Genomic DNA, 26413 nt, shown 5'->3' with positions numbered 1-26413 from the left:
GATCCGGGCCTGTTCTCTTCTCAATCCATGAGATCTTTTTATACACAGCCAAAAAAGCTGTCAAGAAAAACTCGTCTTCATTGTCAAAAAAACTATAAATAACATGATCAACTTGCGTCCAATTAACTACTTTATCCTTTTGTTGAAATACCAATTTCCGTTTAACGTTTATTTCCCGTTAAAAAATATATTTGTTATTCCGATATTTTTTAAACTAAAAACCACTTGCAACTGAATTCCCAGGAGGCGAATCGCTCACTTCGAGTGTAATGTGCACAATGAGCCAAGCACACTATGCGCAAGAATCAAAATGCGCCCACAGAAAAGGACGAACGGAACTAGACGTCTCATCCCCGCACATTAAAAAGATAAAAATTAATACAAAAACAATATGTTATATTAGAAACGACTCCATCTTCTTTCAAGCCCTGACAGTGGAACAGATAGTGCATTCATTATTTTCGCTACTCGATTTCATCCAGATAACGAGCAAGCTTCCCCCCTCCCCTCCAAGGTGGCGGCCTTGGAGGGGAATTTTTTATTCTTCTTCCCCCCACCAGCTTTACCTTTACCCTGATTTATGGTAGCTCCTTGCATGGAATGTAGGGATCATGCCTCTACTGAACCTCGGTTCACCCCCCTACACCCTTCCGAATTTCAGTTCGTTGATCGTCGCAGGTTTCACTGAGCTTATTTCATCCCTTCCAGGAGAGTATTGTGCAGAAATTTTACAAAAACCTGTCTATTTGGCTGATCATTGCTTTAGCCTCACTGCTCCTCTTCAATTACTGTCAAAAATCGCCTGACCGCCACCATGCCGTACCCTACACTGAATTCCTTAAAAAGGTGGACAGCGGCCACCTCTCCAAGGTGACAATGATTAACAATACTGTTCTCTGGGAGACGTCCGACGGCTCACTTTTCAAAACCGTTGTCCCCCAAACCAACGACGCCCTCGAGCACCTGCTCCTCAAAAACGTTGCGGTCCGGGCTGAAGAACCTCCCCAAACGCCCTGGTTCCTCCAAACCCTACTCTCCTGGCTCCCCATTTTCCTTCTTGCCTTTCTCTGGTTTTTTTATTTTCAAAAAGGAAGCGGTCAGGGAAACGGGGGCGGCGGTCGAGCCATGGCGTTTGGCAAGAGCAGGGCGAGACTGATCAATCCAGAGGAATCGAAAATCAAGCTGAACGATGTTGCCGGCATCGATGAGGCCAAGGAGGAAGTTGCCGAGCTGATCGATTTTCTCAAAAAACCAGAGAGATTTGTTGAGGCCGGCGCCCGAATTCCCACCGGGGTGCTCCTGTATGGTGAACCGGGAACAGGCAAGACCCTGTTGGCCAAAGCCATTGCCGGCGAGGCCGGAGTACCGTTCTTTTCGATCAGCGGTTCAAACTTTGTCGAAATGTATGTGGGGATCGGCGCCTCCAGGGTGCGGGATCTGTTCAAGGAGGGAAAGAAAAAAGCGCCCTGCATTATCTTCATCGACGAGATCGATGCGGTTGGCCGTCATCGCAGTTCAGGCTCTGGTTCCGGAGGCAACGACGAGCGGGAGCAGACCCTGAACCAGCTATTGGTGGAAATGGACGGATTTGAAGCCAATGACCACGTGATCGTCATTGCCGCCACCAACCGCCAGGACATCCTCGACCCGGCCCTGTTGCGGCCAGGCCGCTTTGACAGGCAAGTTATGGTGCCCCTACCCGACGTTGGAGGCCGGGAGAAGATCCTCAAGGTGCATGCCCGCAATACCAAAGTCGGTCCGGATGTGAACTGGCAGGTGATCGCCAAGGGTACGCCTGGATTCTCTGGCGCCCAGTTGGCCAGCCTGGTCAATGAGGCGGCCCTGCTGACGACCAGGAAAAACAGTCCTACCATCAGCATGGAGATTCTGGAAGCAGCGAAGGATAAGGTGCTGATGGGGGCGGAACGGCGTAGCCTCATCATCACCGACCGGGAAAAACGGATAACTGCCTGCCACGAGGCCGGCCACGCCCTGGTGGCCTGGATGCTGCCCGGGGCCGATCCCGTGCACAAGGTCACGATCATCCCCCGGGGCCGAGCTCTTGGCCTGACCATGCAACTTCCCGAGGAAGAGCGCAATTCCCATGATCGCACCTTTCTGTTCAACAATCTCAGCACCCTGCTTGGCGGCCGTATTGCCGAGGAGATCGTTTTCAACCAGATGACCACAGGTGCCGGGAATGACATCGAACGGGTATCGGACATTGCCCGGCACATGGTTTGTGAATGGGGGATGAGCGAGGCGATCGGTCCGCTGACTTTTAGGGCCTCGAATCCCCTGAGCAATCAGCCCGGCCAGATCATCAGCGAACAGACGGCAGTATTGATCGATGTTGAGGTGAAAAAATTAGTGCAATCGGCGTACGACAGGGCGCGTGGTCTACTCGAAGAACACCGCACGTTGCTCGACGCTATCACTGATGCCCTGATTGAACGGGAAACACTCTCTCGAGCCGATATACAGGGAATCATTGAGATAACCGAAAGAAAATAGCCGGTTTTAATCCTCTGTACAGATGCCGCCGTTTGGAACAACCGGCGGCTCGAAATTCACTGTTTGCTGTGTTTCCAAACCCAGGGCGGCACGGGGTTGCGATCCTTCCATATTCCCAGTTCCTGCACACGAGCGACCTGCTCCAGCTCTTCCAGATTACGGCATAATGGCTGAGCCTTGCAATAATGAGGATAAACCCAGGCCATGCCGAGACGTACTAATTCTCCGTTGACCGACCTGCCCCGGACACCGACCAAGGCAACGATCCTACCGTAACGATCCGTATCGAATGGTTCAACCGTAACAATTTTCCCCTGAACCAAATGACTGGTGGCATCCTTAGCCGTGCGCCAGAAGGCCTGCCCATACTCCGGACTGTCGATACCGTAGAGGCGGATAGTCACAATCTGACCGCCTTGATTGACCCTCAGCGAATCGCCATCGAGCACCCGTGTCACCGTTCCCTCCCATGCAATTGCCGGCGAGGCCCACAGCAAAAAAAAGAGTAATATCAGGTTACAGATTGATTGCTTACGAGGCTCCATTCTTTCTCCTTAAACACCTGAGCGCTTGCTTGCCCTAAAAAGGTCGCGAACATATATTTTATTGTCAAGATAATGACACTTTTTTCGAAAGTCCCTTGTATTCGGTCAGCCACCTGTGGTAACCTTACAAATAATTGAACTTGAGAACACAAAAAATTGTACCTTCTATGACTATTCAACAACTGCTGCATCCTCCCGACATGGAAAAAACCAGCGAATCCGATCAAGAGCTTACGGAAAACGAGGAAAAAACCAGGGATCTCATCCTCACGCTCCCTTTGTTTGACGCCTTCAAATCCGATGAACTCGACATCCTTGCTCGCCACATGAACTTTGCAGAAATCCTGCGGGGAGAACATCTCTTTGTCGAGGGTGACAAAGGCGATTTCATGTGCTTTGTGGTGCGCGGTCTCCTTGATGTTCTTAAAAAAACTACGGCAGGTGATTATCGGGTTATCGCCCGCCTCGGCAAGGGCAACGCCATCGGCGAGATGTCGATCATCGATAAATCGCCACGATCAGCTGCAGTCGTAGCTCGCCAACCATCGGTTGTCATAATCTTGACTAAAAGAGGATTTGACATACTCACCGAGTATTATCCCAGCGTGGGCGTCACCCTGCTTAAAAAGGTCATGCAACTGTTGAGTCTCAACATGCGCCTGACCACTAGCAAACTTGCGGACAAACTCCCCGACTAAGCCATGGCCCTTGATGCTTTTTATGGAATAATCGGTCGCAGTGCATCCATGCAGCGGCTGTTCAAGCTGATCAGCAAGGTAGCCGAAGACGACCTCAGCACCGTTCTGATCCATGGGGAATCCGGAACTGGCAAGGAGCTGGTTGCCAAGGCAATCCATGCACACAGCCCCCGAAACGCCCATCACTTTGTTCCGGTCAACTGCGCGGCAATCCCCGACGATCTCCTGGAAAGTGAACTGTTTGGTTACACCAAGGGCGCTTTTACCGGCGCCCTAACTTCCAAAATAGGCCGAATCGAATACGCCAACGGCGGTTCTCTTTTTCTCGATGAGATCGGTGACATGAAGCCGGTGCTCCAAGCTAAACTGTTGCGGGTCCTGCAGGAGCGCGAATTTGAACCGGTGGGCGGCCTAAAAGCGATTCCGGTGGACGTACGCGTTATCGCAGCCACCCATTGCAACCTGGAACAAATGGTAGCTGAAGGCAGGTTCCGGGAGGATCTTTATTACCGCCTCAACGTTATTCCTTTATCCATCCCTCCGTTACGCGATCGCTCCGAAGACATCCCATTGCTTATCGAATATTTCGTGAACAGCATCGGAAAAAGCAAAAAAACTCCCCTTTTGGGATTTGATCCGGTTGCCATGCGGGCCTTGTCCGTTTTTCCCTGGCGGGGCAATGTCCGGGAACTGGAAAATCTCGTACAACACATGACCATCCTGCATGGCGGATCAATGGTTGGCCACAGTGATCTCCCCGAAAAATACCGTAACGGCGCATTAACTCCCCTCCCTTCCGAGCAAACCAGTTCACAGCAGACATTCGATGATGTCACCCGTCCCGAGCAACTGCTCCTCTTCTCGTCCACTTCTGCTCCGGCAACCAACGAAATCTGGCCGGAAAGCGGTATTGATTTCAATACCTTGGTCAACGATTTTGAAACCCAGTTGATCGTTCAGGCCTTGAAACTAACCCAGGGTAATAAAAAGGAAGCCGCACGGCTGCTGAATTTAAAACGGACCACATTACTGGAAAAAATCAAGAAAAAGGAGCTGGTTGCCAGCGAGACGGAGGAAGAGGCGGGCGAGTAAAACTGGTCAAGCGGCTTTTCTTATCAAGTTAACCTCAATTTTTTCCCGAATATCATCAGACGACGACGGGGTAATGAGAATATCACAAGCCCCGTATTTCACAGCCTTGAGCACCATGGTCCTGGTCCACGCCGGACCAGCGGCCACCAGGGGCACCGGCAAACCGGCACTGCTGATTTTGATGGCTACACCGAATCCCTGTTCACTGGCTTCCTGCATCACCAGAAAGACCATTTGAATGCGGGGCGTTAACACGCTATTGACCGGATCCTTGAAATGGAGAATGCGGCAGACATATCCCATTTCTTCTAAGACATTGGCAACACGACCGGCCTCGCCGTCGTCGTCGGTGAACAAGAGGATATCAGCGCTCTCGGCTAGTTTCTCCTGAATCCGGGATGGATCGACAGATGCGGCGGCAGCCTTTTCAACAGGCGCTTGTACAGGCGCCCCCCCCGCCTTCGTCTTAACAGTCTCAACCGGCTCTTCGGCGGCCAGAAGCAATTCTTCCAATTCAAGCACATTGGCGGGAATAAGTAGTTGCAACCTCCCTAAATCGCGGTCGTTGTATTGTATCTGGCCGGTCGAGAGATAATAGGCCTGATTGGTAAAGACGTCGTCTGAATCGGGATCGATCTTGACCGGCACCACCGGTTCCATTGATGTCTTCACAAAACCAAGCTTGGTGCGGTACTGTTCCTCGAAAATGGCTGTATATACACCGGCGATGATATTGGTCACCTCGCCGTAGGCGTCGCGGGCGTCGTCACCGAATGCCTCGTTGCGAGCAGTCTCCTCCAACTCACCTTCGGGCAGCATGATGAGTGCCCCCCCCAAATACACAGCGGTTTTAACGTCGACAAACAGATATGCCTCACCCTGCCCTCCACCGCGTATATCCATGCGGCTCATGATCTGTTTGCCGCCAGCTTGATCGAGGAACCGCTCCTTGGTGAGCGCCAGATTTTCAGTAGGCAAAACCTTCAAGGTCCCGCCTAGCAGGGCACTCACCTCCTCGCACATCTTAATCATGCTGTTGTTCAATAGATCGTCGACCAGCTTCTTCTGCTTGCCGATGTCGCGGGTGCGCGGGGCCGGTTGAGCAGCCTGTTCCGATGCGACCTCTCCCTCTGATGTGGGATGCTGGAGTACACCTACTTTCTCAGGAACATCGTCATCGGCAACTTCCCGTTCAATCACCCCAACCGATTCCGGAGCATCCTTCTCACCACGCTCCGGGGTCGTTTTCGCTTCCGAGGATTGCTGTTCGGCTTTTCCCTTGGCTGCCTCTTCCACAAGCCCAAAGGGGATCGCGGGAAGAACTAACTGAAGATTACCAAGCTTACGACTATCCAACTGCAGCGGAGCGGTCATCAGGTAATACGGGACATCGACAATTGGCTGATCAGATTCAACCACCACCTTGACCGGAGTGATCAATTCCTGTTCAGTCCTGACCAAACGCACATTTTTCGGATACTGCTCCTCAAAGGTAACGGTGACAGCTCCGCAGACGATATTGGCGACCTCACCAAATGAATCCTGCAAATCCTCCGAATACTGCTGACCGGCAAGAACGCTCTCCAGTTCCGATTCCGGCAGCATGATCAAGGTACCGCCAATATAAATAGCGTCCTTAATGCCGATCAAAAGGCAGCCGCTTCCCTCGATTTCACCTTCCAGGCGGATATGAGCAAGGACCTGTTTGCCTCCGGCTTCAGAAAACAAGTCTTCCTTGCTGACCTGACGGAATTGCGCCTCGCCCAATTTAAGCGGTTTCCCGATCAAGGCGCTGACTTCTTCCTGGATCCGATCACAGCAAGAGAGTAATATTTTGTCGAAGCGTTCTCTGGCTTTCATTGCATAAACAGTGAGAGATTAATCATCGCACAAGGCCCACGCCGACAGGGTAAAGGTATTACCCCTGCCAAACTCCAGGGCTATCCGTCCGATACGGAAAAAAACAGCGCATTGTTTGCCAAGAAAAATCTTGCAAACACTGAACCCTTCTTGTTTATCTCGACAGAAAAATGGAAAATATTTACCTGATTTCTTACGACAACATGAAGCGGAGCTCAACACCGAACCGGCCGATCGGACTAGAAAAAGGAATCATGACTCGGGTTGCCCTGGAAAGACCGCTGGTATGAATAGCTTTACCAATGACGGTGGTAGGAATGGCCAGTTCAATTTTTTTATCATCGGCGGCCAAAGCAACTTTCAGGCCACCAGCGACCATGTTGGCAATTTCGCCGATAGCGTCCTTGACATCCTCGTCGAGTTCCGTCACCTCCATTCCCAACATGCTAGAAGTGATCCCCAGGGCTACAGCCGCTGGACAATGAATGGCAAGAATACCTTTGAGATCACCGGCAAGGCCAATAAGACTCGACAAATTTGGGTCAATGTCCGGCGCCGGATCCGCAGAGGGCAATTCTGCGGCAATGTCGATAAAAATCATGGAGGCAAAAACCTCCAGGATAGCATCAATGAGATAATTTTCCACTTCCAAGAACAAGTCTCCCGCAGTAAAGCTTGTATTACTTTAATGAAACTGCAACATCAGTGTTCCAGTTCAAGCTCCACGTAAAACATACCGGCAGGCGCCTGGAAAGGGAGAATAATCTGATCGACATCGGCCTGTGAGCTAAAGGCGTATTCATCCCCGAAAATAGTCGACGGCAGAGAGAGATGAATATCCTTTCCTCGATCGGAAAGTATTGTTTTCAGGTTGCCGCCGAGCATGTTGGCAATTTCGCCAATGGCGTCCTGAACATCGTCATTGATCTCAGTGACCTCCATCCCGAGAAAACTACTAGTGACGTCCAGGGCCACCTGCTTGGGAAAATGCACCGCAAGAACGCCTTTATGGGTACCGGCGAGACCGACCATCCCTGTAATCGATTGTTTGAGGGGCCCCATTGTTTCCAGCGGTTCGCCGGCCACCGAGATCTCCATCATCACCATGCCGGTAAATATCTCTATCGTCGACTCGATGATCTTATCATTAATTTCGGCAAAACTGTTCACACTGCCCCCCCTCCAGAATCATCCGGCGACCAGGCATGGTCATCCGGAAAAAGAATATGAGTTATAGCCGCGCCCCGCTAGGTGCTTTACATGAGCGGGCCGAGCACTTCATTGACCTTGTCTGGGGTAAAGGGCTTTTTCAACGCACCGACAGCCCCCAAACTCTTGGCTTCGCCGATGATGTCATCTCCGGTTTCGGTCGAAATCATGAACACCGGAATATCTTTCATTCCCGGACGATTGGCTTTTTCCCGGAGGAACTCGATGCCGTTCATGTTCGGCATATTGATATCGCTGAGCACGATGTCAATAGCTTCTTTTTCAAGCATGGCGAGTGCTTCTTGACCGTCTCCTGCCTCGTAAATCTCACCAAAATCAAGTCCGGCCTGACGCAACGACCGGCTGATGATCTTGCGCATGGTGCTGGAATCATCAACAAGCAGTACATTTTTTGCCATTGTTCTCTCCTCTTTTTCGTTTAGGACACGACATCCGTCAATAATGGGGAACCCTCTGCTTTGATCAACAATTACCGCAGCAGGGAATTTTTCATATTGGCTATTCTATCAGGAGGAAAATGGGGAAATCAAGGTTTCTTCCTCCGGGTGGAGCTTTTTCCCAAGAACCTCAACGCCTCCGAGGCACACGCAAGGTGACACAACTTCCCTTGCCCGACCGGGAAACCACATCGATTTTCCCCTGCATTCCGTGGAGGGCTCTGTTAACAACCACCAATCCCGGACTAGGATCCCCTCCCTCCTGTCCACTGTTAGACGTAACCGGGGCACTGGTGAACAGGAGACGAAGGCGGTCGCGGCTGGTCATCTGGCCGACGCTCTCCGCCTCAATTAATCCACGTTTGACGATCAGGGCCGCCACCTTTTCAAAATCAAAACCTCGGCCATCATCTTCGATGCTCACTAAAATCTCATCTCCTTGACGCAAGGCTAAGAGATGAAGCTTGCCGGTTTTCTTCTTCCCCGCCCGCAACCTTTCCTCCACACTTTCCAAAGCATGTTCAACGCCATTGCGGAGGAGGTGAAGGAGGGTATCGGCAAACAAGGTTGCCTCTCCCATCTCCTGAAGCACATCTATTCCCTCAATGGAAAAATGAATGCGTTTGTTGCCGTGAACAGCCAGATCATGCACCACCCTCTGTAAACGGTTGACCAATGAGGAAAGGGCGTCACGACGGCACGATTGGACAAGTGACTGTAACTCACCAAGCAGTGCGGTGTGGTCTCCTGGAAGACGCATTGCCATCAGTTGCTCCAGCACAACACCCATCCGCTCGATTCTGCGGCCATCGATGCACACCTCATGAGTGGCGGAGGTGGTCAGTGAACGCTGAGGAAAATCCGAACCGTTGCCGCCCAGGGCAGTTTCCGCCTCCGCTGTTCGCAACCGTTTGCTGTGCTGCTCCTGAAGGACGTGCTGCACCTGTTCCGGGGTGACCTCGCCCATTGCCACCAGCACCTCGCCCAGGCGGCGCGGTTGTTCCTCACGGGTAGAGCGCTGCACCTCCAGAGCATGGTTGACTATCCCCGAATCCACCAGTCCGGCTTCTATCAACAATTCCCCTATGGGTTGACGCATCAGCCCCTGAAGAGCCGCCAAGTGATGCTCCATATCGGGTACGACAAATTCATCAACTGCCGAAAACCGTGCGATTGCCGTACGCAATGCGTCGATACAGCGGAGAAAAACCCTCTCGGGATATTCGGTTTGGAAAAACTCACCCTGCACATAGCGATTCAGAGTCGATTCCAAGGCCATACAGATCCGCTCCGGTTCACTGAAATCATACAGTGCAAAACTCTGCTTCAACCTGTGCAGCAACCGGCACAAGTCAGCCATCCGTTCAAGATCGACCGCGATGAAATCCCAGAGAACGCATTCCTGCTCAACGGTGGCCAGCAGATTCTCGATTTCCCACAAAAAGGACTCGCGCATTTCGGAAGGCAACGACCCAACCGCTCCTTCGTCCCATCCGGGTTCATTTCCAGTGGAGGCAGAAAGGAGAATCGCCGAGGCTAAGGCACCGGCCGAATTGGCTAAACGGCCGTCACTTTTCTCCCTAAGAACAAGAGCCAGCCCCTGCTCCATAAAGGTACAGGCCTCCGCCAGCAAAGCAATGTGGCGTGGAGTAAGCAGAAGAATACCGGATCTAACCCGGTCAAGCAGGTATTCCATGGCCTCCGCCGGGGTGGTCAGGTGATTGAGACCAAGAAAAGATCCGGTCCCCTTCACGGAATGAAACAGACGGAAACACGAACTTGTTACCTTGGGTAGAACATCCTCCCTATCCGGTTGTTCGACCAGAGCGCGGACAAATGGCCGAACTTGACGAACCATCTCCATGGTTTCATGGACAAATGTCTCTAAGAGTTGTTGATTTTGTTCAGATGCCACTGTTCCTCCACTTCTCCTTTTGCAGCCAGTCTCCAATACCGCCAACTATTGGTGGCAACGGATCAGCATCCCTTCTGACTGGGCAACTATTACAATACATGGAACGCAAAGCTTCGCCTGTGCCAAAATAACGACACAGCACATTGTAAACCTTACAAATGCCGCAGACGACCTATCCGACCACGGACAGGTATCGCTGGAAACCAGTGCCTTTGAATTGCATCGCCGAGCCGGCAGTATGGAATACTTATTGCTTTAAAGGGTTGCAAGGACCCGTCTAGGCGACATGGATTCAGGAGAGCTCTCACTGTTATTTAGAAAAAATATGACCCATCATTTCTTCATCATCACCCTGCTGTTGCTCACTGTCAATCTGTTTTCCGTGACAAACGCGCTGGCGGCCGCAGTTCTCAAAGCCGTGAACCGCAGTGATGAATCGGCTCGCTTACAGCTTTCCCTCCATTTTGACCAACTACCAGGCTTCAATCTTTTAACCAACGGCCGGAGGATCGACCTTAAATTTTCAGACACCACCCTAAGCGAGTCACTGGTGCCCCCAGCAACCGACGGCAAAATGATCAAGATGGTCAGTCAGGTCGAAAACAACACCACAACCCTCACTTTTTATTTCCGTTATCCCCCGCAAAAGGTATCCACCGAGAGCAACAAGAACACTGGGGTCCTCATCCTCGACATCCTTCTGGGCAACCAGCTGTCAGTCTCCTCACCTGATCTTTCCTCCAAACTCCAGGGGGTCAAGGTGGTGAAAGAGGCCCGATCCGATTCTTTGAGCCCTGTCAAGCTCTCTCCTTTTGCTCAAAATTGGCGTTTATTTTTTACGCACTACGAATCCCCCCTCGAGATCTTTCCTCCTCCCAAACTGCACCTGCCTCCCTTCCCGCTGGCCGCCTCTCTACCGCCGCAGACGGCTGTTGAAAAATGGCTGTCCGAAGAAATCCAGGCGCAGATCAAGGACGGCAAATGGCTCCAGGTGTGCCAACTCCTCCGCGAACAAGTGAACAAACAACCGGATGAACAACTTAAGGAGCGGCTTGTCTTGACCTATGCCGAGGCCCTGATCAGAGCCGGGGAATATAAATATCCCTATTTCCTCTTGCAGCGAATCATGTTGCAGTATCCTGATTCACTGATGGCCGATTTAGCCCGTTTTCTCCTGATCTATCAGCAGGCTGACCGGGGCGATTATACCAATGCCTACTATGAACTTCACAGCTTATTGAAAAAAATTGAAGAGACCCCATTTATTGGATCCTTCGATCTATTACTGGCCGAATTGGCTCTGATGGCAGGCCTCCCAGATGAAGGGGTGAAAATTTTAGCCAGCCCAGCTGTCAGCAACAACGAATCGCTCAAGCTGACCCGCCTATTGCGTCAAGCCGATCTGCTTTCCGCTAAAAACCAAAAAGCCAAAGCCTTGACAGATTATCTGGATCTGGCCAGCCAACCAGCCCTTATCGATTCCGACCCGATGTCGCTCGCCCGTTTTGCGGATGCCCTTTATGCCGCCAAACGATATCCCGAAGCCGCCAAACGGTATCAACAGCTCGGTGACTTACTCAACAACAATCGACCGGGTCTGGATCTCGTTCTTTTCCGATTGGCCATGTGTCATCTCCGCATGCCGACTACCGAAAAAAAAGCGAGAATCGATCTGCAGCAGATCCAGAATGCCTTTGCTGGAACCAAAGGCGGAACCCGAGCCTTAATCAAACTGACTGATCTGGACTATGTGGCCAACAAAACGGCCGCGCCTGAAGCGGAATCGATGTATGGAAAATATGCGGTGGAGGCCGAATCAATCTCACTGCGCGAAGAAGCTGCTCTCAAGCAGGCCTTGGTGAATGCGCTGGCAGGTGCAGGTGAGGCAAGCGTCAACCAGTCCATGGAACTGCTTCGCGGTTTTCAGTCCGGGAATTTGCGCACCGAGGCCATGGCCCTTTTAATCCAGCAACTTCCTGGTGTCATCAGGCAGATGGTCAAAAACAAAGAGTATGTCAAGGCGTTGGTGCTAGCCAAACAAAACAAAATGTTTTTTGCCCGCGGCTGGATCGAGGTCGGCGTGTTGTATGACCTTGCCCAGGCCTACAGCAAGCTCGGCTTGGCCGATCAGACTGCACAGACGTACCAATACATTTTCGAGGTAACCGAAGAAGCCAACAAAGAAAAAATTTACCTGCCGCTCATCCAGGCACTTTTCACCTCAGGCCACTTACTTCAGGTCGAGGAATATGCCGACCGCTATCAGCTTCGCTATCCCAAGGGGAGCGACTTCCCAGCCATCTTTGCGCTCAAGATCCAGGCACTGTATGCCAGCGGCCAGCTTGAAAAAGCTCTTAAACTGCTGACCTCCGAGTCCAGCCCCCGAAATCGGGAACTGGAAATCCTCAAGGGACGAATTTTTTTTGAGAATAAAGAGTGGCAAAAGGTCATCGACACCCTGGCTCAAACAGACTTGCAGGAGGCGCTGCTGCAGAATTCCATGCTGCTTCCTCTCGCCGAATCCTATTTCCAGACCGGCAAGGACGAGCAGGCCCTCACAATATTCCAACGGATCAAGGCACAGAAAGAGGGCAGCGAGCAGGCCCAATACCGGCTGGCTCAAATCGCGTTAAAAAAAGACAACAAACAGCAGGCACTTATTCTTTTCAAGGAATTAGCCGAAAAAGGCAAAGACCCCTTGTGGGCCAAACTTGCCCGGGAGGAAGCGGCAATTCTCGAGATAGAGAAAAGGTGACCGGAGCCCTTATTGTTATCAAAGTCAAGAACTACCATTGGAGAAAGACGATGCCAGGCATTCAGCAATTTGACACTACCATGAAACTTCTCCAGAAGGTGCTCGACCTTCGCACAAAAAATCAAGAGGTTATAGGCTCCAACATCGCCAATGCCGAAACGCCGGGTTATGCGGCACAAACCTTCAGCTTCGAGGAGCAGTTGAAAAGCGCCTTCTCGGAAAACGGTTTACGCCCGGTGGCCACCCAGTCCAACCATTTCCCCTTGGCACCTGCCGGCCTCGAACAGGTCAGCGGCACCGTCTCCGCCAAGAAAGACACCGCCGGCCTTGGTGACCAGAACACCGTCAGCATGGACCAGGAGATGCTCAAGCTCTCGGAAAACGAAATCCTCTATGAGACAGCGGTGACCATGCTCAATAAAAAATTATCCCAGATCAAATATGCCGTCAATGGTGGCGCATAATTTGCTTAAAGAATAACACACCTCAGACCAGGAGTTTCTTATGAATATCTTTACCACCTTTGACATCGCCGCCTCTGGTCTCAAAGCCCAGACAACCAGGTTAAACACGATCAGTTCCAACCTGGCGAATGCCGAAACCACCTCAACCCCAGAAGGCGGCCCATACAAAAAAAAATCAGTGGTGTTTCAAACGGAGAAACTTCCTTTCAAACAGCATCTCGATTCCTCTCTCCAGAGCCAAGGCTTGGCGCAAGGGGTTAAAGTAGCAAAAATTACCGAGGATACCAGCCCGCCCCAACGCATCTATGACCCCTCACACCCGGATGCAAAGGAAGACGGCTATGTGGAATTGCCCAACATTAGCACTTTTAAAGAAATGGTGGACATGATGTCGGCAACCCGGTCCTACGAGGCCAATACCACCACCATCAAATCGGCCAAACGCATGGCCATGAAAGCCCTCGATATCGGGAGATAACAGATGGAAGCAATTCAAGCCGTTGCCCCGTTGCTCACACCTGCCCAACCCGCGACCTCGCAGGTTACCCAGGCGGCGACCTCATTTGGCGATATCCTCACATCCCTGGTGGCGCAAACCAACGGCCAGCAGCAAAATGCCGATCAAGCTATGCAGCAGCTGCACGCCGGTGGTGAAAAAAATCTGCACGAGGCAATGATTGCCATGGAAAAGGCTGACATTTCCTTACGATACACCATTCAGGTCCGCAACAAGGCCATTGACGCCTACCAGGAAGTCATGCGGATGCAGGTATAACAATCGATGACAATTCAGGGAATTACCACTCGTACTCGAGTATTAACTGCAGCAGGGACGCACCATGGCTGAACAAACAGACGCCACTCCCCAAAATATGAAAAGCGGATGGCAGGCACTGATGGCCACGATTACCGCTTGGCCTTTGTCGCGAAAAATTGCTCTGGTCGCTGTGACCGCCATCACCATTGGCCTGTTCGCCTTTATCATCGTCCAAGCGAGAACCGCAGATTACCAGATGCTGTACGGCAATCTGGCCGAATCGGACGCCTCTGCCGTAGTCGATTGGCTCAAAGGGCAAAAAATTCCCTTCCAGCTGACGAACGCCGGACACAATATTCTGATCCCGGCAACAAGTGTCTACGAAACCCGCCTGAGCCTTGCCTCCATGGGCTTGCCACAAGGCGGCGGCGTTGGTTTTGAGATTTTTGACAAACAATCGTTCGCCCTGACTGATTTTGTCCAGAAGGTCAACTACTCCAGAGCCCTCCAAGGGGAACTGGCCAGGACCATCGCCTCGCTCGGACCGGTTGAAACGGCGCGAGTCCATCTTGCTCTCCCGGAAAAAAGGTTGTTCAAGGATCAGCAAAAACCAGCCACCGCTTCGGTTATCATCAAACTCGCTCCAGGAAAGCGACTGAACGAGTCACAGATCGAAGGCATAGTGCACCTGGTTTCCAATTCTATCGAAGGACTCGATCCTGGCCAAGTCACGGTGATCGACCAGAATGGCAATGTCCTCTCCCGGACTGGTGAGAAGGGATTGACCGGCAATCTTTCCCCTGACATGCTGGAGTTCCAAATGCAGGTGGAAAAACGCCTTGAAGACCGAGCCCAGGCCTTGCTCGATAAATCGCTGGGGACCAAAAATGCCATGGTCAGGGTCAGCGCGACGCTTGATTTTGCAAAGACGGAAAAAACTGAAGAAACCTTTGATCCGGAAGAGCCGGTCATCCGCAGCGAGCAGGTCAGCGATGAGAAATCAGGCTCGGAAATCACCGGCGGCGTGCCCGGCGTCCAGTCAAATCTGGAGGGCAACAGTAGCCAGACAGCTGGTGCCAGCCCGCCTACCAGCCGTTCACAACGGACCACTAATTATGAGATCAGCAAGGTGGTTTCGAAAACAATCAATCCGGTCGGCACAGTCAGTAAACTCTCTGTTTCAGTGCTGGTTGCCGATAAGATCATTCCAGCTAAGGACAAGGAACCGGCCAAAACTGAACCCCGGCAACCGTCGGAACTCAAGGCCCTGGAAACCATGGTCGCCTCTGCCCTTGGCTTGGACACCGCCCGTGGCGATAAAATTGAGGTGACCTCCATGCCCTTTCTCGAATCGACGGAAGAGTCGAGCGGCGAGGGCGTAGCCGCCAACCGGTTCTATCAGTACATACCGTTCGTCCGGTACGGCCTGCTTGTTCTTGGCGGCCTGCTCCTCTACTTGTTCATGATTCGACCGCTTATGAAGACCTTGAGCAGAGATGTCACCCAACATAATAAAACAGTGGAACAGATGGAAGCCGAACAGGCGAGACAGGGTAAAACCGCTGGCCGCAGTGGAGCCGGGTCTCTGGTTGGTGGGTCTGCCTACAAAACGGCGATGGAATCCCCGCCCTCGGATCCACTGGAAAAAGTTAAAATGGGGGTGGAGACTGATCCGGTTTTCAGCGCCCATGTCTTGAAAAGCTGGATTCATGAACAGAATTAATTCACAGACACTAAACGGATATGTCCTCGCGATCTTTCACCTTTTGCATGAACAACGGTCTCCATGGCAGCAGCGGTAAAACTGACAGGGCTTAAAAAAGCGGCGATCCTTCTCATTTGCCTGGGAGAAGAATCCGCAACCAAGCTGCTGCGTGAATTGACAGACGAGGAGATCTTCAAGGTCACCCGGAGTATGACGGAGATCGAACATATTCCCGAAGAGATCAAGGCGCGGGTGCTTGAGGATTTCGAACTGGCCGCCGAGAGTCAGGCGGGGCTGGTGGTCAAGGGGCAGGAATTCGCCAAAAAACTGATTGCCGGCGCCGGTAACAAAAATAGGGAATCGAGCCTCATGCGGCAGTTTGTCACCGGCACCGAATCCCGCCCCCTGGAAACTATTTCCAAGATGCAGCCATCCATGGTTGCTGGGTTACTCGAACGCGAACATCCGCAGACCCTGGCGCTGGTTCTTTCAACCCAGGCCACCGAACATGCCGGTGCGATCATTGCCAAACTGCCCGAGGAAAAACGAGCAGACGTCATCCATCGCATCGCCACCCTGGACAAGGTTTCTCCGGCGGTCATCGACCGTATCGAGGAGGCGCTGAGCAAGGAAATCGGCATTGTGGTCGGTGCCCAGGAACAACGACAGGTCGGGGGCTTGAAAAAAGTCGTCGAAATCCTCGACAGTATGCACGATAACCTCGATTCGGAAATTTTAGAGAGCCTTGAGGAAGTTGATCCGGAAATGGTCGAAAACATTCGTAAGATGATGTTCACCTTCGAAGACCTCTGCGCCTTGGATGGCCGGTCCATTCAGATGATCCTGCGCGAGGTGAACAACGACTCCCTAACCTTGGCCCTGAAAACCGCCTCCGAGGAGATCAAGGCAAAAATTTTCGCTAACATGTCGTCCCGGGCCGCAGACATGATCATGGATGACCTTGAGGCCATGGGACCGGTTCGTCTCTCCGAGGTCGAAGTCATGCAGCAGACCATCGTCAAGATAGCGATGAAACTTGAGGAAGAGGGAAAGCTGGTGCTAGGCAAGGGTGGCAGCGATGAGTTCGTCTAAGGTATTCAAGAAGGACCTGCACTTTACCCCGACACCACTTGTCCGCCGCAATATTCTACCGGTACGAAAGGAATCAAAGTTTCACCCCGTAGCCACCCCGCCGCAATCATTACCTGATACCGCACTCCAAGCGCCGTTGATAGAACCTGATGATGTCCCGCTCACGCAGGACGAAGCCAAAGGGGAACCGGAAACGCTGGTTGACATTGAAACCCTCAAACAGGAGGCCTACAACCAGGGGAAAGCCGATTTGGCCGCCCAGTTTCAGATGGAGTTTCAACAGACCCTTGCCGCCTTTGCCGATGGGTGTCAAAAAATCGACAGCCAGCGCAAGAAGATGCTCCAGCACAGCCGCGGCGACCTTATCAACCTGATCATTCTCCTCAGTGAAAAAATTCTTGGCCAGGAACTCGCCACACCCCGCAACATCATCGCGGCCACCTTGCAATCGGCCCTGGAACAGGCCATTGAAAGTGAAGAATATTATGTCACCCTCCACCCTGAAGATCTCGCCTTTGCCGAGGCCAAGGTTCCGGAAATCATTGCCGATATCCGTGGTTTGGAGCGTATCGTTTTTAAGACCGACAACAGCATGATCAGGGGCGGATGCCTGCTCGAATCGTCGCTCTGCAGGGTGGACGCCACTATTGAGACGCAGTTGGCAAGCATGAAAGAATTCTTGGCGGACCAACCCATCTTTTTGCCGGTTCCAGAAATCGATGCGGCAGTGCCGGTTGATCAACCGGCTGAAGAAACCAACCCGGAGGCATGAGTCATTGCCGGATTTCGGCAATTCTTCGCACCTCAACCACTCGTGCCGGCAAGTAACGTCTGGACGTGCGGCACCTGGTTCGACAGACATCATGCGATCCTGACCCACCGAGACAAAAGATATGTTCAACGTTTCCGAACCGATGCACTCTTTTTCCCCCATCCGGGTCTACGGCAAGGTCCATCGCATTGTCGGCCTGGTTGTTGAGGGCTCCTGTGCCCGTTCCTCCATCGGTTCGCTCTGCGAAATATCCCCTCTCCATGGCGGAGAATCCATCCCTGCTGAAATTGTCGGCTACAGCAACAACAGGGCCCTGTTGATGCCCTTGGGAGAACTGCGTGGCCTCGGTCCCGGCAGTCTTATTCGAGTCAAAAAGGAACAAGCCACCATCAGTGTCGGCAATGCGCTCCTCGGTCGAGTGCTCGATGGCATGGGCCAACCGCTTGACCAGGGGCCACCGCTCTGCCTCTCCCACGAAAAAGCCCTTTACTCCCTGCCGCCTGGCCCGATGCAGCGCGAAGCCATCACCCTGCCGCTTGACCTCGGCATCCGCGCGATCAACGGTCTGCTGACCTGCGGCATTGGCCAGCGGATGGGTATCATGGCCGGTTCGGGCGTGGGAAAAAGTGTCCTGCTTGGCATGATGGCTAAATACGCCAAGGCAGATATCAACGTGATCGCCCTGATCGGCGAGCGCGGTCGTGAGGTCAAGGAGTTCATCGAGCGCGACCTGGGCAAGGAAGGCCTGGCCCATTCAGTGATCATTGCGGTCACTTCGGATCAATCACCGCTCCTCCGCACGCGGGGGGCCTTTGCCGCCACCGCCATTGCCGAATATTTTTCGCAGCAGGGCAAAAATGTGCTGCTGATGATGGATTCGATCACCCGGTTCGCCATGGCCATGCGCGAAATAGGACTCTCCATCGGTGAGCCGCCCACGACCAAGGGATACACTCCCAGCGTTTTCGCAACCCTGCCTAAGTTGCTGGAGCGGGCTGGCAATTTTCAGAATCAGGGCTCGATCACCGGCCTCTACACCGTGCTGGTCGACGGCGACGATCTCACCGAACCGGTGGCGGATTCGGTGCGCTCCATCCTGGACGGCCATATCGTGCTCTCGCGGAGCATCGCCGCTAAAAATCATTATCCGGCCATCGATGTGATGATGTCCACCAGCCGGGTCATGCGAGACATCACCACGGCCAGGCACCGTGAGCTGGCTGGCAAGGCCCGCAGCGTCATGGCCGTGTACCGGGAATCTGAAGATTTGATCAACATTGGCGCCTACGCGGCCGGTGGCAACAAGAAGATCGACTATGCCATCTCCCGTATAGATGCCATCAACACCTTTCTCACCCAGGAGTTCGACGAATCCTCCAGCCTCGAGGAAACCATCGCCGCCATGGGTGATTTGGTCAGTGATCGGGAAGTGTCCGACAGAAGAAGATTGGGCCGTAAGGGCTACGATCGACGGAAAACCGATCTGGCCGAAGACGGAACCTAATGAAACCTTTTACCATGCATGCGGTGCTCAAGTACCGCCACCAACTCGAAGATGTAGCCTTGCAAAGTCTGCATCAGGCCTTGGAGGTCGAGGCCCGTCTCCAGGAGGCGTTGTTGCAAGTAGAGGCGGAACTGACCGAGCTGTATAGCGGCCTCCAGCAAGACAAAAATCAAGGAACCACCGTCGACCGGCTGCTTCTTTTTGATAATCGGATCGAGTTGGTCAAACAACAGGTCGAACTGCGCCGGAACGACCTGGAAAAACAACAGGTGCAGGTGGCCAATAAAAGACAGCAACTGGTCAAGGCGAGCAAGGGCAGAAAAATTATGGAAAAACTGCAAGAACAACAAAATGCAGCCTATGCGAAATATCTGGAAAAAAAAGAGCTCGGCATGCTCGATGAAATCGCCGTCCTCTCCCATGAGCGAAAACATCGATAGGCCCATTCTCCAACGACCTATTGTTCAACCGTCTATCGACCACAGCCCAGAAGGCGCGTCATGAAAATATCTTTCCTCATCCCCTGCGTTCTCACCCTGTTCTTACTGACCATAACTCTGGCCGAAGAACAGGAGGCAAAAAATCCGCCCAAGGCTTTACAAGAACAGCAATATGGCTCCGTCGAAGAGCGGCGGATCATGGAATCCTTGCAGGATGGGAGTGCTCCTTTTGCCCGCGAGCGTGAGGATCTGGAGAACAAGAAAAAGGAACTAAAGAGAATTGAGGGTGAAGTCGATAAGAAAATTGAACAGCTCAACCAGCTCCGGGTTCGGATTGAAAAACTCCTCGAACAAAAGGGTGCGGAAGAGCAGAAACGAATAGTGGAACTCGCCAAAGTGTACGAGAAAATGACTGCGGAAAAGGCAGCCATAGTTATGGGATCGGTCGAACAGCAACTGGCAATCTCCATTCTGGCAAAAATGAAAACCAAATCCGCCGCCAAAATCCTGAATAATATGGAACGGGAAAAGGCAGCCAAACTGACAACCGCCTTTTCAACCCTGGATACCCGATAATACCCATGCAAGCACTTTCCAGCGTTCCCGTCGATGTGATGCCCGCCGCCCCCCCGGTTGCCGCATCATCTGCCAATACGGGGCAAAAAGGCCATTTCGCCTCGAACCTGAAGACAGCAACCGAGAAGCAGACGACAGCCGAGCGGCCTTCCAAAACCGCAGACAAACAGTCCGGCAGTTCACCCACCACCGACAAGCTCTCCTCCGTCCCTAAAGAGGCCGATTCGTCCGAAGAAACCGGAGAGGAGGCATCTCTGGAAGCAACACCGAACGGGTCTGCCGGAGCTGCACTACAGCAATTCGCCACCAGTCAAAAATCCGACGAGGGCGTGAACGAGTTGAAGGGAGGATCGGATTCGTCTCTCTCATTGGTTCAGAGCAACAAATCTGCTGTGGACAAATTGTTGGAGTCCCTGACTAAACCGATGACACCTGAGCCCCTGACAACGACCAAGGCATCCGGGAGCACGCAGGACGAATCCGTTGCTGAATCAACCCAACAGGAAACAGCGGCCCAGCTATCGCAACCTTTCGACATCATCGCAGAGGAGCAAAAGTTGGCAACAGCTCCCCCTGCGGCCCGGCCTGACACGCAGGTTTCCGCCGTGACCTCGGACGCCAACTCCTCTCGCCAAGCCGGTGCTAGCACGCCCCAACCGCAAATAACCGTTTCGTTCACCGCCGGCACAGCCCAAGCTCCTGATCTGGCTGCCCAGCAAAGCGCCGGTGCTTCAACATCGCCGACAAAATCGACAGAGGCTGCAGCACAAGAGGATGGCGCGCAACAAAACGGCCCCTTGATCGTACAGAACAAATACGGCCAGATTCTTACCATCCATCAGGCAGGAGAGACCGCAGAAGAAACGGCTATCGCCAGTAGTTCCGGCAAGACAGTCTCGCCAGGTACCGAAGGTCAGCGAATGGATGTCAACAACAACTACATCCATTCCCATCTTCCCAACGATGCGTCTCCGGAGACCACAAAAGAAGGTGACGATCAGCCACAAGACCCCTCGACACAATCCAAGCAACAGGAAGCGACTGCTCCAAAAGAACTAGCCAAAAAAGGCCTGGTGACCGGCGAACAATCAATAATCCAGAAAGGACAACCAAACCTTGTCCCGGAAAACCAACCGCTCATATTTGCCCATGAGCGAAGCAGCGGCCAAATCACCACCAGTAGTACAACCGTTGAATCGTCAACGTTCCGTCTGCCTTCCGGATCGACAGTTCCTGAAGGGGTGGTGGTCGATCAAATGATCACCCATTTCTCTATGAACAAGCGCCTGGAAACCGGCACCGTCAATCTCAAGCTCTACCCGCAGGAACTCGGGGAATTGCGGATGGAAATCAAGGTGGAGCAGGACAACATCAAAGCCCATATTATTGCCCAAAATCCCCAGGCCCAGGAGATGATTGACCGCCACCTGCCCCGGTTGCGTGAAGCCTTGGCACAGCAGGGGTTGCATCTGCAGCAGGTGGAAGTCACGCTTGCCGCCCAAGACAACACCGGTGGTGAACGATTCAAGGAAAGCGACGCTTGGCGACAACCAAGTCCTTCCCTGCACCGCACCTCTTCCGACCAACCGGTCTTTACCCTGGAAGCCGATGAAAGCACCGGCGAAGATCACTCCATCGCCAACACCCTCAGTGTTCATGCCTGACACCAGGAGGAATCCATGACGACTATTCCCGGAATAACCAACACCTCGACGACCACCGCGTCAAAAACGACTTCAAAAGCCAGCGCCCTGGGGCAAGATCAGTTTCTCACCCTGCTGGTTGCACAATTACAGAACCAGGATCCGCTTAACCCAACCGACGCCACTGAGTTTACCGCTCAGTTGGCCCAGTACAGCCAATTGGAACAATTGTTTAACCTCAATGATTCGATGGACAAATTAGCATCGGCCCAAAACAGCTCCGAACGGCTTTCCGCCTTGAGCCTGATCGGCCAGGATGTGGTAGTTGAAGAAAGCGAATTCACACTCGGGGCTCAGCCCGTAGAGATAGGCTACAAAATCGACGGTACGGTCACCAGCGCCAATTTGCAGATTAAAAACAGCTCCGGCAAAACCGTGGCAACTCTTACCGCAAAGGATCTTTCGGCGGGCGACCATTACCTTGCCTGGGACGGGAAGGACAGCAGTGGCAACACTCTTGCTTCGGGGAAATATTCAATCACCATCGATGCCAAAAGCGCCGACGGAAAAAGCGCCACGGTCGCTCCCCTGGTGCGTTCCAAGGTCACCGGCATCGACCTGAGCGGTACAGAAGCACAAATAGTCACCGCACTGGGAGAATACAAAATATCTTCCATCCACGGCGCCTACAACAGCGACCAAAGCGCGACCACCGGCAACTCCGGATAAACGAGGAAGCGGCTTCTCTGCCGTTCCCACTACAGCACAACCCCCTTTTCCCTTATCACCGCCGAAGGAATGGCAGTCAACAGGACGAGAGGAAAAACATCTCTGGGCAACGGACGGCGCGGGGATAATTGAGGAGAGACTGCGATGCAAGCAGCAAGCTTAAGACGTCTCACTCTCCACCAGCTCATCACCATCAATTATCCAATTTTCACCAACCACGCAGGAGGTTGTTATGGGCATTCAAAGTGCAATGTTCAGCGGAGTCAGCGGACTCAACACCAATTCCCAGGCCATGAGCGTCATCGGCAATAACCTGGCCAACACCAACACCCTGGGTTTCAAGGGTTCACGCAGCGTCTTTTCCGATCTCCTCTCCAGCAGCGTTTTCGGTTCCGGCGGCATGTCCCAGGTCGGCCGCGGCGTGGGCCTCTCCACTGTCGACGCCATTTATAGCCAGGGCACCTTTGAAACCACCTCCTCGGACACCGATGTCGCTATCGAGGGCGCAGGGTTTTTCATCCTTAAAGAGACGGGAAACGACACCGCCTTTTACAGCCGGGCAGGCGCCTTCCGTTTCAACGACGAAGGCTATCTGGTCAACCCAGAAGGGCTGATGGTGCAAGGCAAGGTGTTCGACCCCATCAACAATAACGAACTCCTGCCTTCAGACCCGACCAATATCCAGGTGGCCAATGTCGGCCTCATTCCCGCCAACGCCACTTCCGAACTGACCTTCAATACCAACCTGGATGAAAACTCCACGCCAATAGGCGCGATTCCCATCGATCCAGCAACGAGAGCAACATATAATTATACTGCGTCGTCCCAGATCTTCGACTCTCTGGGTGAACCCCATTTGCTCTCGGTGTACTGGCAGTTGGAAAATGATAACCTCAACACCTGGAACATGGCTTATACCATTGATAACGACAACGCCTTGCCCCTCGACACTTTTGCAGCCCAGTTAGATTTCGATGTGAATGGCAACGCGCCCGTGCTTACAGAAACCCTCACTCTTCCGGCCTGGGCCAACGGCGCCGACGCCTCAACCATCGACGTCTCCTTCAACTGTACCCAATTCGACAGCGATTCCATTGTTATCGGGCAGCAGCAAAACGGCTACGCGGCCGGCGAACTCACCAACGTGGCCATCAATGGCGATGGCGTGGTGGTGGCCTCCTATTCCAACGGTCGTCAAATCAACATTTCCCAGTTGGTGCTGGCCAAGTTTCAGAATCCAGGCGGCCTGAAACTGGCGGGTTCCAACCGCTACATCGCCCCGTCTGAAGTCGGTACTATCCGGGTTGGTTTGCCGGGACCGGAGTTGGGCAAGCTCTTTACCAACTCCCTGGAGCAGTCCAACGTTGACATGGGTCAGGAATTTGTCAAAATGATCACCACACAACGCGGCTTTCAAGCCAATTCAAAAATCATCACCACTGTGGATGAGATGCTGGGAGAGCTTATTAACCTCAAACGTTAATCGAAGTCAAATTTCCGACACACGGCCCCGCTGGGACTCCATCCAGTGGGGCCGTTTTTTTCTGCCCGGCTCCGCCGTTCCCCCACTTTCCCGTCATTGCCACTGCGACGACAGCTTCACTTCTCCTGGCATTTTACTTGCATTCGTCTCATTAATTCGGCTTCTCGGTACACTTCTGTCATCGAATACGCCTGTTCAACCAATCGCTAAGCAAGCTATTACACACTGTCCAAACCTCTTTCCCTCTTGAGGGACTTTGATTGAAAGGAGCCAACTCATGGCGGATAAAAAAGCTGAGAAAACGGAAGAAGCCAAAAAGGGCGGCAAGAAAAAGCTGCTTATTCTGATTGTAGGCGCTTTAGTCTTCCTCCTGGGGGCAGGTGGAGGAGGATACTATTTCCTCGTTTTCAAACCGCATAAAGCTGAGATGCAGCGCAAGCAGGAAGAGGAGAGCAAGGCAGCGAGCCTGATCAGACCGGTCCCCGAAGAGGCAAAAATAGGCCCGATGGTCGAAATCAAAGAGTTTGTTGTCAACATCATCGGCACAGATGCGGCCCACTACGTCAAGGCCTCGCTCTCGCTGGAACTGGACAAGGACACCACCATCGATGAAGTCAACAAACGAATGCCCCAAATTCGGGACGCTATCCTCCTGCTCATCGGTAACAAGACTTTTGAGGAGTTGCAGGACATCCAAGGGAAGAACCAGGTCAAGGCCGAGTTGAAGAGCAAGATCAATTCGTTTCTTAAAACCGGAAAAGTCAGCAATATTTACCTGACTGATTTCGTTGTGCAGTGAGTCTTGTGGAACCGATACTCACCAGGGAAGAAATCGCCGATCTGCTCGCTGCCATTAAAGCGGGCAGGGTTTCAACGGAACTGGTCGAAAACGGCCAGCCTCGAACCCGGCACACCCTTGCTTCCACCGAGATCGATCTGTTCAGGACTTACGAGCGCAGCCGCATCAGCGGCGAAATGCGCATTCCCAACCTGGACATCATCCTGGATAGTTTTACCCGTAAATTTTCAACCAGCCTGACCAACACCATGCAGCGCAACTTCTCCGTTGAGCGCGAGGAGATCGCCACCACCGATTTTCAGCAAAGCCTGTTAGATCTCAAAAGCCAAGGCGCGGTAGGAATCTACAGTGTTGCTCCTCTCAAACACGGCTGCTTATTTCATTTTGACACGCTCATGGCCTTCACCATGCTGGAGATTATGCTCGGTTCGTCCCAATCCAGCGAGTCGCTCGCTTTAGATCGCAACCTGACCACCATTGAGATCGCGATCCTCAAGACCATCATGACCGACATCTGCAATGAACTGCACAATGCACTCCGACCGGTGGCCGACCTGGAGATCCATCTCTCCAAGGTAGAAAATAATTTCCGCCTGGTCAGCATCGTTGAGCCGGAAACCGAGGTCCTGGTTACCCGCTTCAATATCCGCCTTGCCGGTGAGCTTTGCGGCCAGATGCGTTTCATCGTCCCTTACCTCACCCTGGAACCGCTGCGGGAGAAATTCAAGGCATTAGCCACCATCGCCCAAGCCGCCGCCAACACCTGGGTCGACACTTTAGCCCATGAGACCCTGGAGATGGAAAGCAGGGTAATTGCCAGCTCCGGTCAAATCAACATGACCATCCGCGCAATCCTTGATCTTCAGCCCGGCGACATTGTCGATCTGCCCTACAATCCCGATCAGCCGCTGACCGTCATGGTCGAGGATCAACCACTCTTTCTGGCTATTGCCGGGGAGAGAAACGGCAAAAAGGCCTTTCACGTCACCGGCCGCTACAGCAACCGATTAGGAGGAATCCATGGCGGCAACTGATCCCCTGGAAACGCAGAGATCCAACACCTTGAACCCTGAGGAAACCGCAGCACTGCTGAAGGAAAACCAGCACGAGCCCTCGGGTCGCAACGGCCAGAGCAGCCTTGGCCGGGAACTCGAATTCCTCTACGATGTACCGCTGCAGGTTTCGGTCGAGGTAGGACGGGCCCGCATCCTGCTCAAAGATCTGCTGCAAATGGGTGAAGGCTATGTCGTCGAACTCGACAAACTCGCCGGCGAGCCCCTGGATCTCTACGTCAACTCCCGGCTCATCGCCAGGGGCGAGGCGGTCAAGGTAGGTGACAAGTTTGGTATCAAGCTGACCGAGGTGGTTAGTCAATCGGATCGGATCGAAAACCTGGGCTGACC

The 26413-nt window shown here is 52.9% G+C and carries 25 protein-coding genes; 19 read left to right on the top strand and 6 right to left on the bottom strand.

Going from position 1 to position 26413, the window contains the following annotated elements:
• The first annotated feature begins 717 nt into the window (after positions 1-717).
• Complete coding sequence (ftsH, locus tag ACHZCX_RS18685; RefSeq protein ID WP_319588705.1) at positions 718-2514, top strand: ATP-dependent zinc metalloprotease FtsH; 1797 nt, start codon at positions 718-720, stop codon at positions 2512-2514.
• A gap of 56 nt (positions 2515-2570) precedes the next feature.
• Here ftsH and ACHZCX_RS18680 read toward each other — a convergent pair whose 3' ends face one another.
• Positions 2571-3059 (bottom strand): thermonuclease family protein, encoded by a 489-nt coding sequence (locus tag ACHZCX_RS18680; RefSeq protein ID WP_319588704.1) that lies wholly within the window; start codon positions 3057-3059, stop codon positions 2571-2573.
• 167 nt (positions 3060-3226) lie between these two features.
• Between ACHZCX_RS18680 and ACHZCX_RS18675 the strand changes: the two genes are divergently transcribed.
• Positions 3227-3757, top strand: a complete 531-nt coding sequence (locus tag ACHZCX_RS18675) for a cyclic nucleotide-binding domain-containing protein (protein ID WP_319588703.1) — start codon at positions 3227-3229, stop codon at positions 3755-3757.
• Between the two features lie 3 nt (positions 3758-3760).
• Positions 3761-4849, top strand: a complete 1089-nt coding sequence (locus ACHZCX_RS18670; RefSeq protein ID WP_319588702.1) for a sigma-54 dependent transcriptional regulator — start codon at positions 3761-3763, stop codon at positions 4847-4849.
• Positions 4850-4855: 6 nt separating this feature from the next.
• On the opposite strand, the gene ACHZCX_RS18665 is transcribed toward ACHZCX_RS18670, so the two are convergent.
• From ACHZCX_RS18665 to ACHZCX_RS18645, 5 genes are all read right to left on the bottom strand, one after another.
• The gene (locus tag ACHZCX_RS18665; RefSeq protein WP_319588701.1) at positions 4856-6709 is read right to left on the bottom strand and encodes a hypothetical protein; all 1854 of its coding nucleotides are present in this window, start codon (positions 6707-6709) and stop codon (positions 4856-4858) included.
• 193 nt (positions 6710-6902) lie between these two features.
• Positions 6903-7355 carry a chemotaxis protein CheX gene (locus ACHZCX_RS18660; protein WP_319588750.1) on the bottom strand — a complete coding sequence of 151 codons (453 nt, stop codon included), beginning with the start codon at positions 7353-7355 and terminating at the stop codon, positions 6903-6905.
• A 56-nt stretch (positions 7356-7411) separates the two neighbouring features.
• Positions 7412-7879, bottom strand: a complete 468-nt coding sequence (locus tag ACHZCX_RS18655; protein WP_319588700.1) for a chemotaxis protein CheX — start codon at positions 7877-7879, stop codon at positions 7412-7414.
• Positions 7880-7965: 86 nt separating this feature from the next.
• Positions 7966-8337 (bottom strand): response regulator, encoded by a 372-nt coding sequence (locus ACHZCX_RS18650; protein WP_319588699.1) that lies wholly within the window; start codon positions 8335-8337, stop codon positions 7966-7968.
• Positions 8338-8506: 169 nt separating this feature from the next.
• On the bottom strand, positions 8507-10291 hold the full coding sequence (locus ACHZCX_RS18645) for an Hpt domain-containing protein (RefSeq protein WP_319588698.1): 1785 nt from the start codon (positions 10289-10291) through the stop codon (positions 8507-8509).
• Positions 10292-10616: 325 nt separating this feature from the next.
• Between ACHZCX_RS18645 and ACHZCX_RS18640 the strand changes: the two genes are divergently transcribed.
• The 16 genes from ACHZCX_RS18640 to fliN all read left to right on the top strand — a co-directional run bounded on the left by ACHZCX_RS18640 (position 10617) and on the right by fliN (position 26411).
• On the top strand, positions 10617-13046 hold the full coding sequence (locus ACHZCX_RS18640; protein ID WP_319588697.1) for a hypothetical protein: 2430 nt from the start codon (positions 10617-10619) through the stop codon (positions 13044-13046).
• 50 nt (positions 13047-13096) lie between these two features.
• Positions 13097-13510, top strand: coding sequence for a flagellar basal body rod protein FlgB (flgB, locus tag ACHZCX_RS18635; RefSeq protein WP_319588696.1), 414 nt, complete (start codon positions 13097-13099; stop codon positions 13508-13510).
• 40 nt (positions 13511-13550) lie between these two features.
• Positions 13551-13988, top strand: coding sequence for a flagellar basal body rod protein FlgC (gene flgC / locus ACHZCX_RS18630; protein ID WP_319588695.1), 438 nt, complete (start codon positions 13551-13553; stop codon positions 13986-13988).
• Between the two features lie 3 nt (positions 13989-13991).
• Complete coding sequence (gene fliE, locus ACHZCX_RS18625; protein WP_319588694.1) at positions 13992-14285, top strand: flagellar hook-basal body complex protein FliE; 294 nt, start codon at positions 13992-13994, stop codon at positions 14283-14285.
• Between the two features lie 64 nt (positions 14286-14349).
• Entirely contained in the window at positions 14350-15990 is a 1641-nt protein-coding gene (gene fliF / locus ACHZCX_RS18620; protein ID WP_319588693.1) for a flagellar basal-body MS-ring/collar protein FliF, read from the top strand.
• A 63-nt stretch (positions 15991-16053) separates the two neighbouring features.
• Positions 16054-17064 (top strand): flagellar motor switch protein FliG, encoded by a 1011-nt coding sequence (gene fliG / locus ACHZCX_RS18615; RefSeq protein ID WP_319588692.1) that lies wholly within the window; start codon positions 16054-16056, stop codon positions 17062-17064.
• Positions 17051-17836 carry a FliH/SctL family protein gene (locus ACHZCX_RS18610; protein WP_319588691.1) on the top strand — a complete coding sequence of 262 codons (786 nt, stop codon included), beginning with the start codon at positions 17051-17053 and terminating at the stop codon, positions 17834-17836. The genes fliG and ACHZCX_RS18610 overlap by 14 nt, the downstream gene beginning before the upstream one ends.
• Positions 17837-17957: 121 nt before the next feature.
• On the top strand, positions 17958-19340 hold the full coding sequence (locus ACHZCX_RS18605) for a FliI/YscN family ATPase (protein ID WP_319588690.1): 1383 nt from the start codon (positions 17958-17960) through the stop codon (positions 19338-19340).
• Positions 19340-19780, top strand: a complete 441-nt coding sequence (fliJ, locus tag ACHZCX_RS18600; protein WP_319588689.1) for a flagellar export protein FliJ — start codon at positions 19340-19342, stop codon at positions 19778-19780. Before ACHZCX_RS18605 ends, fliJ begins: the two co-directional genes overlap by 1 nt.
• A 60-nt stretch (positions 19781-19840) precedes the next feature.
• Complete coding sequence (locus ACHZCX_RS18595) at positions 19841-20356, top strand: magnesium transporter MgtE N-terminal domain-containing protein (protein WP_319588688.1); 516 nt, start codon at positions 19841-19843, stop codon at positions 20354-20356.
• A gap of 5 nt (positions 20357-20361) precedes the next feature.
• Positions 20362-22020, top strand: a complete 1659-nt coding sequence (locus ACHZCX_RS18590) for a flagellar hook-length control protein FliK (protein ID WP_319588687.1) — start codon at positions 20362-20364, stop codon at positions 22018-22020.
• 15 nt (positions 22021-22035) lie between these two features.
• Complete coding sequence (locus tag ACHZCX_RS18585) at positions 22036-22728, top strand: flagellar hook capping FlgD N-terminal domain-containing protein (protein WP_319588686.1); 693 nt, start codon at positions 22036-22038, stop codon at positions 22726-22728.
• A gap of 232 nt (positions 22729-22960) precedes the next feature.
• The gene (locus tag ACHZCX_RS18580; RefSeq protein WP_319588685.1) at positions 22961-24211 is read left to right on the top strand and encodes a flagellar hook protein FlgE; all 1251 of its coding nucleotides are present in this window, start codon (positions 22961-22963) and stop codon (positions 24209-24211) included.
• A 277-nt stretch (positions 24212-24488) separates the two neighbouring features.
• A complete protein-coding gene (gene fliL / locus ACHZCX_RS18575) occupies positions 24489-25010 on the top strand; it encodes a flagellar basal body-associated FliL family protein (protein WP_319588684.1) in 522 nt (173 codons plus the stop codon).
• 5 nt (positions 25011-25015) lie between these two features.
• A complete protein-coding gene (locus ACHZCX_RS18570) occupies positions 25016-26044 on the top strand; it encodes a flagellar motor switch protein FliM (RefSeq protein ID WP_319588683.1) in 1029 nt (342 codons plus the stop codon).
• Positions 26031-26411: a flagellar motor switch protein FliN gene (gene fliN / locus ACHZCX_RS18565; protein WP_319588682.1), complete on the top strand. Its 381-nt coding sequence runs from the start codon at positions 26031-26033 to the stop codon at positions 26409-26411. The genes ACHZCX_RS18570 and fliN overlap by 14 nt, the downstream gene beginning before the upstream one ends.
• Positions 26412-26413: the final 2 nt, after the last annotated feature.

Origin of the sequence: uncultured Desulfobulbus sp. (assembly GCF_963662935.2) — a bacterium.
Taxonomy (GTDB): Bacteria; Desulfobacterota; Desulfobulbia; order Desulfobulbales; family Desulfobulbaceae; genus Desulfobulbus.
The sequence above is the reverse complement of the archived record's forward strand: the minus strand, read 5'-3'. Positions and strand labels throughout refer to the sequence as shown.